The organism is Hymenobacter coalescens (genome assembly GCF_054783195.1).
This window is the reverse complement of sequence record NZ_BAAGRA010000002.1, coordinates 23,212-35,338: the sequence shown is the minus strand read 5'-3', so window position 1 is coordinate 35,338 and position 12,127 is coordinate 23,212. Positions and strand designations below refer to the sequence as shown.

The window sequence follows — 12,127 nt, the reverse complement described above, 5'->3', positions numbered from 1 at the left end:
TATGATGCGTCGTTTATCCGTCCCGGCCGCCCGGCTGTGGAGCCTGCTGGCGGGCCTGGCCCTGCTCGCTGCTTGCGAAAATACCAGTGAGGCGCCCCAGGACCTGGGCAAAGACTACTACCCGCTGGCGGTGGGCGCCGAACGCGTCTTTACCGTGGAAGACAAGGTGTGGGTCAACAACCAGGCCACCACCACCAACTCGCAGGTGCGGGAGCAGCTCACCGAAACTTACCGCGACGCGGCCGGCAAGCTCACCTACAAGCTGGTGCGCTCGTCGCGGGCCACGGCGGCGGCCGCGTGGCGCGTGGACAGCGTGCAAACGCTAACGGTCAACGAGCAGAACCTGCTGCTGACCCGCAGCAACTTGCGCACCGTGGAGCTGATCTTCCCGGTGCGCGCCGGCGCCGAGTGGGACAAGCACGCCTTCAACGACCGCAGCACCCGCCCCGACGTAAGCCGCCGCTACCAGGACGTGGGCGGCAGCTTCACGGCCGGCACCCGCAGCTACGAGAATACCGTCACCACCTACGACGAGGCCCAGGACAACCTCTACTACCTCGACGTGCAGCGGCAGGTGTACGCCAAGGGCGTGGGCCCGGTGCTGCGCGAGGTGCGCAAGCTCAACTACTGCCAGAACCCGGCCTCCTGTTCCATCGGTACGAAATACATCATTTCGGGTAGTGAGCACCGCGAAACGCTCCTCCCGTAAGTTTTCTCATTCGGACATACCCGACGCGCCCGCCGCTGCCTTGTGCTGCGGCGGGCGCGTTCGTGTGGGGAGTACCGCCGCGGAACCCGGCCGGGGCAGCCGCTGTCTGAGTAGCAGGCGACTGCGCACCTTGGCGCCCGGGGCCAATTCAGTATCTTGCCCGAACTCATCCGTTACCCAATTCTACATGCGTACCCTTTCCTTGGGAGTTTTGCTGACCGCCCTGACTGCGCTGACCGCGGCTTCGCCGCTCGCCGCGCAGGCCCCGGGCGGCGCGGTGCGGCGCCACTTGGTGTATTTCAACGATAAGGCCGGCACGCCCTTCAGCGTCAGCCAGCCGCAGGCTTTCCTGTCGGCGCGCGCCGTGCAGCGGCGCCAGCGCCAGGGCATTGCCGTGCTCCCGCGCGACCTGCCCGTGACGCCGGCTTACACGGCCCAGGTGCGCAACACCGCCGGGGTGCGGCTGGTCTACACCTCGCGCTGGTTCAACGCGGCCGTGGTGGAATGCGACTCGGCTGCCCTCGGCCGCCTGCAGGCTTTGCCGTTTGTGCGCACGGCCACCACTCTCAACCGCTCCAGCGGGGCGCAGCCGCTGCCCGCACCCCAGGGCGGAGGCACACCGACGCAGCTGCCCGGCACGGCTGGCCGCAACGCCGCTACGTACGGCCCGGCTTATTGGCAGGCCGAGATGATCGGGGCCGTGGCCATGCACAACGCCGGCTACCGCGGCGAGGGCATGCAGATTGCCGTGTTCGACGCGGGCTTCCCCGGGGCCGACGTGATGGGCGCGTTTTCCTCGCTGCGGCAGGAGGGACGCCTGCTGAGCACGTTTGATTTCGTGGACAAAGACCGCACGGTGTTTGAGAAAAACGACCACGGTACGCTCACGCTCTCGACGCTGGCCGCCAACCAGGCGGGGCACTTCATCGGCACCGCGCCCAAAGCCAGCTACCACCTCTGCATCACGGAGGACGTGCGCTCCGAGCATCCGGTGGAAGAAGCCAACTGGCTTATCGCGGCCGAATACGCCGATTCCGTGGGCGTGGACGTGATCAGCTCCTCGCTGGGCTACACCACCTTTGATTTTCCCTCACGCGACCACACCTACGCCGAGCTGAACGGGCGCACCGCCATTGCCAGCCGGGCCGCCGTCACGGCCGCCCGCGTGGGCATCCTGGTCGTCAATTCCGCCGGCAACGACGGCACCAACAGCTGGCGCTACATCGGCGCGCCGGCCGATGCCGACTCGGTGCTGACGGTGGGCGCCGTGGATTCGCTGCTCGTGCGCGGTGCGCTCAGCTCGGTGGGCCCGACCGCCGACGGGCGCATCAAACCCAACCTGGCGGCGCGCGGCATTTACGCGGCCGGCCTGCACCCCTCCAACGCCGTGGTGCGCGGCAACGGGACTTCGTACGCCTGCCCGATTCTGGCCGGCATGGCGGCGGGCTTCTGGCAGGCCCATCCCACGCTCACCGCCCAGCAGGTGCTGCTGTGGCTGCAGCGCAGCGGCACCCAAGCCGCCAACCCCGACAACCAGCTGGGCTACGGCGTGCCGAACTTCGTGCGAGCTTACAACCTGCTCAACCCCAATACCCCGCTCGCGGCGGCCGAAGCGCGCCGCCCCGCCGACGAGCTGAGCGTATTTCCGAACCCGGCCGGCTCGGAGCTGCGGCTGTATTTGCCCGAGGATTTCCGCCGCCGCGTCCTGCGCGTGACCGTGCGCGATACCCGCGGGGCGGTGGTGAGCGAGCAGCGCTTGGAGCCCGTGAGCGGCGACCGGGTCGCGTTGCGGCTGGCCCTGCTACGCGCGGGTGTATACACCTGTACGGTGCAGGGCGAAGCCGGGCTGGTCCCCCGCACGGTGCGGTTTGTGCGCGAATAGCCGCCGCTAGGCAGTTGCTGCAAGCAGCAGAACCAACGCGTCACGTTCGGAAAACCCGGGCGTGACGCTTCTTTTTAAGCTAAAAATGCTGTCGCTATTATAGTTGGTAATGCTAATTTATTTAGTAAATTCGGGCACTTCTTCACCCTAGCCAGCGTTGCTGAATTATGCTTCAACTAATGACTACCAAGCGAATTGGCCGGCGCCAATTTCACTTTACCGTACAGGGCGGTTCTTTCCACGAAGTCGTGGCTGAGTACGACCGCCTGAGCTTTCCGGACGTGGCGGCCTGCGGGCTGTGCGGCTCCGATAACCTGGACCTGACCTCGCGCGTGGCGCAGGACAAGTTCAAGTATACTTCCGTCAAGTGCCTGGACTGCCGCGCGGACCTGACCTTCGGCAAGATGCAGCGCGACGATCAGACCGTGTTTCTGCGCCGCCGCGAGTCGGGGGAGCTGGACTGGCAGGCCTGGCGCAAAAACGAGGAAGGCAAATAGGAGCGGGGCCACCCGCCTTTGCCTCGTTCTGCTCATACCCCGCGCCCGGTGGCCGTTTTGCGACGGCGGCCGGGCGCGGCTATTTGCAGCCCTGGGCGGCTTGTCGGGCCGCCATTGCGTGCAGCCCGCTACGCAGGGGGCGGAGGTGCCCCGCCGGCTCCTTAACTTAGCGGCATGAGTTCTTCTTCCCGCCGAATCACTCCGTTGCTGGCGCCCTCTTTGCTCGCCGCTGACTTTGCCAACCTGCAAGCCGAAACCGAGCGCCTGGCCGGCAGCGCCGCCGACTGGCTGCACTGCGACGTCATGGACGGGCGCTTCGTGCCCAACATTTCCTTCGGCATCCCGGTGCTGCAGGCCATTTACCGCCACGCCAAGCAGCCGCTCGACGTGCACCTGATGATCGAAGAGCCGCAGCACTACCTGGAAGCCTTCCGCGACGCGGGCGCGGCCAACATCACCGTGCACTACGAAGCCTGCCCGCACCTGCACCGCGTGATTGAGCAGATCAAGAAGCTGGGCTGCCGCGCCGGCGTGGCGCTGAACCCGCACACCCCGGCCTGGGTGCTGCAGGACATTGCCCAGGACCTGGATTTGGTGTGCGTGATGTCGGTGAACCCCGGCTTCGGTGGGCAGAGCTTTATTCCGCATACCCTGCAGAAAGTGGCCGAGCTGAAGGAATTGCTGTCGGACTGCGGGTCCGACGCGCTGATTGAGGTGGACGGTGGCGTAAACGAGCAGAACGCGCTGCCGCTGGTGGAGGCCGGCGTCGACGTGCTGGTGGCCGGCTCGTTTGTGTTCAACGCACCCGACCCGGTGGCCACCCTCGCCGACCTGCGCGCCCAACTCGCCAGCATTATCCCCAGCGTCGGTTAATGACCCCACGTCGTACCCTTTTCTGGCCGGCCGCCACGGTGCGGGTGCTGCTGCTCGGCGTGCCCGTCGCGGCGGCCTGGCCCGCCGCGGCCGCTCAGGCCCAGCAAGTCGCCGACCGCGTAGAGCTGCGCGGCACCGTGCGCGACGGCGCGGGCCGGCCGGTGGAGCAGGCCGCCGTAGCCGTGGAAGGCCAGCCGGACGGTACCAATACCGACGAGGCTGGCCGTTTTCGCCTGCGTGTAGCGCGGCCCGCCACCGGCCGGCCGCTGGTGCTGGTGGTGCAGCGCCTGGGCTACGCCACCGCCCGGCGCAGCCTCACCGCCGGGGAACTGGCCGACGGCCGCGCCGAGCTGAGCATCAGCCTGGAGGCCTCGGCCCGGGCCCTGGACAACGTGACCGTGCGCGGGCAGCGCGGCGTGGATACCCGCGAGCAGGTGAGCCTGACCACGCTGGACCCGCGCATCACCAAGGAGATTCCCTCGGCCTTCGGCGACTTCAACAAGGTGCTCACGACGCTGCCCGGCGTGGTGGCCAACAACGAACTGACGAGCACCTACTCGGTGCGCGGCGGCAACTACGACGAAAACCTCGTCTACGTCAACGGCATCGAGATATACCGGCCGTTTCTGGTGACGCAGGCCCAGCAGGAAGGGCTGAGCTTCGTCAACCCCGACCTGGTAGACAAGGTGGAGTTTGCCTCCGGCGGCTGGCAGCCGCGCTTCGGCGACAAACTCTCCTCGGTGCTCAACGTCGAGTACAAGCAGCCCACCAAACGGGCCGTAACGGGCACGGCCAGCCTGGTGGGCGGTTCGCTGAGCTTCGAGGACGCGTCCAAATCGGGGCGCGTGAGCTACCTGGCGGGCGTGCGCTACAAAACCGCGGATTACGTGCTCGGCACGCTGCGCCAGCAGCGCGGGGGCTACAACGCCGCGTATGCCGACGGCCAATTGTACGTGCGTGCGGGGCTCGGCCCGAAGGACGATCTGCAGAAAACCAGCCTGGGGGTGCTCGGCTCGGTGGCCCACAACAACTACCGCTTCGCCCCGCAGACGGGGCAGGTCACGTTCAGCACCGGCACCAACCAGTTTCAGCGGCTGTTCATTTTCTACGACGGCCACGAGCGGATGCGCTACGACACCTACCAGGGCGGGCTGAACCTGACGCACCACGTCACGCCGAAGCTGACGGCCGAGCTGATCGGCGGGGCGCTGCTCACCCGCGAGTACGAGTACCGCGACGTGGAAGCGGCCTACCGGCTGGCCGACATCAACCGCGACCCGAACTCGCCGAATTTCAACCAGGCCGTGCGCCAGCGCGACGTGGGCTCCCGCTTCGACCACTCCCGCAACCGCCTCGCGGCGTGGCTGGGCACGGTGGAGGCCCGCGCCACCTACGAGCCGGCGCCGCGCCACACGCTGCGCTTCGGCGTGAAGGGCGGGCGCGAGCACGTCGACGACCGGCTGGACGAGTACACGTTCGCCGACTCGGCCGACTACGTGCCGGCGCAGCGCTTCACGCGCCTGCGTACCCAGCTGGACCTCACCTCCACGCGGGTGCAGGGCTACGGGCAGCACACTTGGCGGCTCGATTCGTTGAAGACCATCACCTACGGCGTGCGCCTGCATTACTGGTCGGTGAACGAGCAGCTGACGGTGAGCCCGCGCCTGCAGCTGGCCGCCCGCTCGCGCCGCCACCGGAACCTGTCGTACAAAGCCGCCACCGGCGTGTACTACCAGCCGCCCTTCTACCGGGAGCTGCGCAACCAGCAGGGCGTGCTTAACCCCGCGCTGCGGGCGCAGCGCTCGGTGCACTTCATCGGCGGCACCGAATACCGTTTCAAGCACTGGGGGCGGCCGTTTCAGCTCACCGGCGAAGCGTACTACAAGTACCTGACCGACGTCATTCCGTACGACGTAGATAACGTGCGCCTGCGTTACTTCGCCGAGAACCTGGCCACGGCCTACGCCGCCGGCGTGGACGCGCGCCTGAGCGGGGAGTTTGTGCGCGGCACCGAGTCGTGGTTTAGCCTGGGCGTGCTCACCACCCGCGAAAACCTGCGCGGCGACTCGATTACAGTGTACAACAACGGGCAGCCCGTCGGCAAAAAGGAGAAAGGCTACATCCGCCGGCCCTCCGACCAGCGCCTGAACCTGGGTATTTTCTTCCAGGATCAGCTGCCCAACAATCCCTCGGTGCGCGGCTACGTGAACCTGGTGTTCGGGACCGGCCTGCCCTTCAGCCCACCCGACCTGCCCGAGCTGCGCGGCACCGACAAGCTCACCCGCAGCTACAAGCGCGTGGACCTGGGCTTCTCGAAGGTGCTGAGCCTGCGCACCATCGAGGCCAGCAAGTTTTACCAGCCCGAAAGCCTGTGGATAGGCCTGGAAGTGCTTAACGTATTCGGGGCCAACAACGTGGCCGGCTACAGCTACATCCAGGACCTGAACGGGGCGACGTACGGCGTGCCCAACTACCTCTCGCAGCGCGTGGTGAACCTGCGCGTCATTGCCCGGTTTTAAGCGAATTTCGCGACGTTCGATAAAGGGGCCGAAGCCGGCTTTCCGTGCAAGGAAGGCGGGCTTCGGTGTTTTGGGCAGAGCTGGTTATGGCCTGGTTACGCCGCCTTCCGGGCCAGGTGCCCGTTTAACAGTGCGCTGTAAATAACACCCCAGAGCAGCGGCAATTATGGATAAAATGCCCGGCGGCAGCACCAGCAACACGGGCCAGTTACTTAAGACCGGGCAGGTTTCCGAGGCGCTGAGCGATGCATAAAGTGCAAGGTGCCAGGCTGCCCAAGGCAGGACGTTGGGTAGAGTATAGCCTATTGTATAGCGAGGGTAAAGGCGCGTTATAAACCAACGGGTAACTACTCCGATAAGGAACGGCAAGCCCAGGACCAGCAGGAATGCCAGTAGTCTAAGGTCGGGCACATACAACAGCATGGTCAATGGCAGTTTAGCCGGGCGTAGAACATAGGCCGGCGCGGACGCGGCGGTACTCAGGAGTCTGGCCAGGGCATTCCAGCCGCGTCAGGACCAGCGCGAAGCCAAACGCTCCGCAAGCGACGGGCAGGTGGATTGAAACAGCCGGCCGGGTTACGCGTCCTGGTGCACGTCGCGGAAGCGTAGCATGTCCAGCAGCCGCTGCTCCTTGTCGTTGTCGAAGCCGCAGGTGGCGCGGAATTCCTTGGGGTTGCGGTAGGTGCCGAAGAGCATGTCCCACCACACGATGTCGCCGTAGTTGTGAGTGTGGCGCTCGTACTCGTGGTGGATGCGGTGCATCTCGGGCCGCTGGAAGACGTAGCCCACCCACTGCGGCGTGCGCACGTTGGTGTGGTAGAAGAACTCGGCCAGGGCCGTGCACAGCGTGTACACCGCGCCGGCCGCCGGGCTCAGGCCCAGCAGCGTAAACACGAGCAGCGTGCCGAGCAGGGAGTTGACCACCATTTCCACGGGGTGTTTGTAGAAGGAGGTAATCACTTCCAGCCGCTGCGGGCTGTGGTGAATCTGGTGGAAGTGCCGCCACAGAAAATCCACGCGGTGGCGCCAGCGGTGCCACCAGTAAAACACGAACGTGGCCACCAGGTAGGCCAGCAGCCCGCCCGCCACCGGCCCGACGTGCGCAGAAAGGTGAAACACGGAGTAGCCGGACAGCCACCGCTCCCAGCTGAGGCCGGCCAGCAACACCACCAGCAGCTGCACGGCATTCAGCAGCAGCACCCGCGCGGGCCACGTCGGAACGGCTGGCAGCCGCCAGCCCGGGCGCAGGCGCTCCAGCAAAAAACAGGCGGCGAAAACAAGAAAAATGATGGGCAACATGGCACACGGGCGTAAGGGTGAAACAATACGCCAAAGGTGAAGCCGCGGGCCAGGCCCGCACTTGACAAATATCAATTTCGCGCTTTGCCGCTCTGCGCCCGGATGCGGCTGATGGTCTCGGGCGTCACGCCGAGGTAGGAGGCCAGGTGCTTGAGCGGAATGCGCTGCAACGCGCCCGGAAACGTCTCCAGCAACTGCTCGTAGCGCTGCTCGGCCCGCAACAGGCGCAGCTGCTGGGTACGTTGTTCGCTGAGCACGTAGTAATGCTCGGTGAGCACGCGGCCCACGTAGTTGAACTCCGCGAACTCCCGGTACAGCTGCTGCAGCTGTTCGTAGCTGATGGAGTAGAGCACCGCGTCTTCCAGCAGCTCGATGTATTCCTGCGAGGGGCCGCGCGTCAGAAAGCTCACGATGGAGATGATGAAGTCGCCCTCGCGCATAAACCACGCGTTGACCTCGCGCCCGCCCGGGTGCAGGTAGTAGCCGCGGGCCAGTCCTGTTTCGATAAAATAAAGGCGCCCGGCCACTTGACCGGGCGCCAGCAGCTGGTGGCGGGCCGGCGAGGCTTCGCGGCGCATCAGCGCCACTATGGCCTGCCGGCAGGCATCAGAAAGCGGATAAATAGCCCGCAGGCGGTCGAGCAGCACGTCCATGCCGCGAAGGTAGCGGGCCGGGAGCGGGCTAGTAGGCTTTGGCCTGCCACTGGGTGAGGGCCAGCTTCATGTTGGGCAGCTGGTGCTTGAAGGAGTCGTCGTCCTTGTCGCCGAGCTTGATGGCACGGCGGGCGCTTTCCACGGCCGAGAGGTAATCTTCCTTCTGGGCCATCAGGCGGGCGCGCAGCCAGTTGTTGGTGTAGCTGTCGTTGAGCTCGATGGCGCGGTTGATGTATTTCAGCGCCAGCTCGGCCTCAATCTGGTTTTGGATCAAGTAATCGGCGGCCTGGGCCAGCAGCTGCGCGTCGGCGGGGCTCTTCTCCACGGCTTGGCGCATGCCGGCCAGCACCCGGGCGTGTACGTTGGTGGTGATGCGCACCGAAATCGTGCGCTCCTCCCACGAGAGGTTCAGGCGCGCCGCGTTCGGGCGCACGTCCGAAAACCAGTAGTGCAGGCTTTCGCGCATGGGCGAGTTTTCGGGCAGCACCGGCACGCGCAGCACGTCGTCCTTGGCGTCGTAGCCCTCGCTGCCCCAGTGCGTGGTCACCTTGTTCAGGATAAACTGCCAGTCGTGGTCGGCCGAGGGCTGAATGTACAGCGAGTAGGTGCCGGCCGCCACGGGCTTGCCGCCGACGCGCACCGAGTCGGAAAAGGTGATGAGCGTGTTTTCATTGGCCCCGGCCCGCCATATCTGGTCGTAAGGCACAAGCTGGCCCCACACTTTGCGGTTTTTCACCCCCGGCGTGTGGTACTTCACCGTCACGTCGGTCAGGCCGATGGTTTGCATGACCACGGCGTGCGGGCTGGCCTGCGGCATCGGGAACTGCTGGGCCCGGGCCGCCGCAATGCCAAAAGTCCAGACGAGAAGAAAGCAAAGCAGACGAGTCATAACACAGGTGCGGTAGGTGGGAAAACGAAGCGGAGCGAAAGAAAAGTGCCAAGATACGACAGCCGGGCGCGGGGAGGGTTTAATTCACATCATCATGTGAGCTCCGGGCGGCCAGGGCCGGGATTGAGCCACAGGGCTTGCGAAAACCATTCCACTGTGTACCTTTGCCCGCAGAAACCCCTTCCACATGCCCCTCGTCGCCTCGTTGCGCTTTTCATGGTTGCCGGTTGCCCCGCTCGGGGTTGCCGCAGCTGGGCATGCCGGACATCATCACCACCATTCCTCCCCGGGAGAGGAATAATTACGTATAGGCGTTCGGCTACGGTCCGAACCTACGTCGCCCCCGCCGCTTACAGGCCCCGCCGCTGCCCTTCCGGGCCGGTTCGCGCTTCGGCACCCTGATGATGTTTTTCTCGACGCTCGCCTTCGGGCCCCGGCGTTGTTTCCCGGTTTTACCCCCCTTTCCATGATTCGTCTGGCCATCCAGAAATCTGGTCGTTTAAGCGAAGATTCTCTTTCGCTGATCCGCGAGTGCGGCATCGGTTTCGTGAGCAGCTCCTACAAGCTCAAAACCGAGGCCACCAACTTCCCCCTCGAAATCCTCTACCTGCGCGACGACGACATTCCGGGCTACGTGCAGGACGGCGTGGCCGACCTGGGCATCGTCGGGCAGAACGTGCTGGTGGAAGCCGGCCTGCCCCAACTCGAAGTCGAACCCTTAGGCTTTAGCAAGTGCCGCCTGTCGTTGGCCATTCCGCGCGGCGAGGCTTACGCGTCCGTGGCCGACCTGCAGGGCAAGAACATTGCTACTTCGTACCCCCAAATCCTGGGCGACTACCTGGCTGGGCAGGGCGTGCGGGCGCAGCTGCACACGATCAGCGGCTCGGTGGAAATCGCGCCGAGCATCGGCCTGGCCGACGCCATCTGCGACATCGTGTCCTCGGGCTCCACGCTGCTGGGCAACGGCCTGCGCGAAGTAGAAACCGTGTTTCGCTCCGAGGCCGTGCTCATCGCCAACCAGCAGCTTTCGGCTGAAAAGCAAAGCCTGCTGGAGCAGCTGCGCTTCCGGATGCAGGCCGTGCGCCGCGCCCGCCGCAACAAATACATCCTGCTGAACGCCCCCGTGGCGGCCCTCGATGCGGTGAAGGCCCTGCTGCCGGGCATCAAGTCACCGACGGTCACGCCGCTGGCCGAAGAAGGTTGGGTGTCGGTGCAGTCGGTGGTCAACGAGGACGACTTCTGGCACATCACCGATCGGCTCAAGGCCGTTGGCGCCGAGGGCATCCTGGTGCTGCCCATCGAGAAGATGATCAGTTAAATGGCCAAATGGTCGAATGGTCAAATGGGTGGCCGTTCTGGCACACACGCTTACCGGGGGCGTCCGAACGACCAGCCATTTAACCATATAGTCATTTGACAATTCTTCCCTCCATGCAACGATTTGACTATCCTGCGCCGGCCGAGTGGGCGGCGCTGCAGCAGCGCCCGGCGCAGGCGGAGGCCGCGGAAGTGGCCGAGCGCGTGCGGGCCATCTTCGACGACGTGCGCCAGCGCGGCGACGCGGCCCTGCGGCACTACGCGGCCGCCTTCGACGGCGCTACGCTGACCGACTTGCTGGTGACGCCGGCGGAACTGGCCGCCGCGGCCGCGCAGGTGCCGGCGGAACTCCAGCAGGCCATCGACCAGGCCCGGCAAAACATCGAGCGGTTTCACAGCGCCCAGCGCGACGCCGAACTGCGCCTGGAAACCATGCCGGGCGTGGAGTGCTGGCGCCGCGCGGTGCCCGTGCAGCGCGTAGGCCTCTACATTCCCGGCGGCACCGCGCCGTTGTTCAGCACGCTGCTGATGCTGGGCGTGCCCGCCCGGCTGGCCGGCTGCCCGGAAATCGTGCTGTGCACCCCGCCGGCCAAGGACGGCACGGTCAACCCCGTCATCCTGTTTACGGCCGGGCTGCTGGGCATTCGCACCATTGTGAAAGCCGGCGGCGCGCAGGCCGTGGCGGCCCTGACCGGCGGCACCGAGTCGGTGCCTGCCGTCGACAAGATCTTCGGGCCCGGCAACCGCTACGTGACGGCCGCCAAGCAACTGGCCGCCCAGCGCGGCGTGGCCATCGACATGCCGGCGGGCCCTTCCGAAGTGCTTGTCATTGCCGACGACTCGGCCAACCCGGCCTTCGTGGCGGCCGACCTGCTCAGCCAGGCCGAGCACGGCCCGGACTCGCAGGTGGTGCTGCTGTCGAACTCGGCCCGCATGCTGGAGGAAGTCGCGGCCGAAGTGGCGCGCCAATTGCCGGAGCTGCCACGCCGGGAGGTGGCGGCCCAGGCCCTGCAGGAAAGCCGCGCGGTACTGCTGCCGGGCGCGGCCGAGATGCTCGCCTTTTCCAACCAGTACGCGCCCGAGCACCTGATCCTGGCCGTGGCCGACGCAGAACCTCTGGCCGCCGGGGTGACTAACGCCGGCTCGGTGTTTCTGGGCCACCTCACGCCCGAAGCCGCCGGCGACTACGCTTCCGGCACCAACCACACGCTGCCGACCAATGGCTATGCCCGCAACTACAGCGGCGTGTCGCTCGATTCGTTCGTGAAGAAAATCACGTTCCAGCGCATCAGCTCCGCAGGGTTGCGCGCCCTGGGGCCGGTGGTGGAAATCATGGCCGAAGCCGAGGGGCTCCGGGCCCACGCCCGCGCCGTGACGTTGCGGCTGGAATCAATTAACAATTAACAATGAGCAATGAGCACCTGCGGAAAAGCGCCGGCGTCGCCGAGTGGAACCTGACATTGCTCATTGTTCATTGATCATTGACACC

10 protein-coding genes are annotated in these 12,127 nt (G+C 65.8%); 7 read left to right on the top strand and 3 right to left on the bottom strand.

The window, feature by feature from the left end:
- Position 1: 1 nt before the first annotated feature.
- From ACYVKQ_RS01295 to ACYVKQ_RS01275, 5 genes are all read left to right on the top strand, one after another.
- Positions 2-709 carry a hypothetical protein gene (locus ACYVKQ_RS01295; protein WP_460574813.1) on the top strand — a complete coding sequence of 236 codons (708 nt, stop codon included), beginning with the start codon at positions 2-4 and terminating at the stop codon, positions 707-709.
- Between the two features lie 187 nt (positions 710-896).
- Complete coding sequence (locus ACYVKQ_RS01290) at positions 897-2,591, top strand: S8 family peptidase (RefSeq protein ID WP_460574811.1); 1,695 nt, start codon at positions 897-899, stop codon at positions 2,589-2,591.
- Positions 2,592-2,770: 179 nt separating this feature from the next.
- The gene (locus tag ACYVKQ_RS01285) at positions 2,771-3,088 is read left to right on the top strand and encodes a hypothetical protein (RefSeq protein WP_460574809.1); all 318 of its coding nucleotides are present in this window, start codon (positions 2,771-2,773) and stop codon (positions 3,086-3,088) included.
- A gap of 174 nt (positions 3,089-3,262) precedes the next feature.
- On the top strand, positions 3,263-3,961 hold the full coding sequence (gene rpe / locus ACYVKQ_RS01280) for a ribulose-phosphate 3-epimerase (RefSeq protein ID WP_460574807.1): 699 nt from the start codon (positions 3,263-3,265) through the stop codon (positions 3,959-3,961).
- Complete coding sequence (locus ACYVKQ_RS01275; protein WP_460574805.1) at positions 3,961-6,480, top strand: TonB-dependent receptor; 2,520 nt, start codon at positions 3,961-3,963, stop codon at positions 6,478-6,480. Before rpe ends, ACYVKQ_RS01275 begins: the two co-directional genes overlap by 1 nt.
- Positions 6,481-7,056: 576 nt before the next feature.
- Here ACYVKQ_RS01275 and ACYVKQ_RS01270 read toward each other — a convergent pair.
- From ACYVKQ_RS01270 to ACYVKQ_RS01260, 3 genes are all read right to left on the bottom strand, one after another.
- Positions 7,057-7,779: a sterol desaturase family protein gene (locus ACYVKQ_RS01270; protein WP_460574803.1), complete on the bottom strand. Its 723-nt coding sequence runs from the start codon at positions 7,777-7,779 to the stop codon at positions 7,057-7,059.
- Between the two features lie 71 nt (positions 7,780-7,850).
- A complete protein-coding gene (locus ACYVKQ_RS01265; protein WP_460574801.1) occupies positions 7,851-8,432 on the bottom strand; it encodes a Crp/Fnr family transcriptional regulator in 582 nt (193 codons plus the stop codon).
- Between the two features lie 28 nt (positions 8,433-8,460).
- Complete coding sequence (locus ACYVKQ_RS01260) at positions 8,461-9,321, bottom strand: DUF2911 domain-containing protein (protein ID WP_460574800.1); 861 nt, start codon at positions 9,319-9,321, stop codon at positions 8,461-8,463.
- Between the two features lie 466 nt (positions 9,322-9,787).
- On the opposite strand from ACYVKQ_RS01260, the gene hisG reads away from it, so the two are divergent.
- A complete protein-coding gene (gene hisG, locus ACYVKQ_RS01255) occupies positions 9,788-10,639 on the top strand; it encodes an ATP phosphoribosyltransferase (RefSeq protein ID WP_460574798.1) in 852 nt (283 codons plus the stop codon).
- Positions 10,640-10,752: 113 nt separating this feature from the next.
- Complete coding sequence (gene hisD, locus ACYVKQ_RS01250; protein ID WP_460574796.1) at positions 10,753-12,042, top strand: histidinol dehydrogenase; 1,290 nt, start codon at positions 10,753-10,755, stop codon at positions 12,040-12,042.
- The last annotated feature ends 85 nt before the right edge of the window (positions 12,043-12,127 follow it).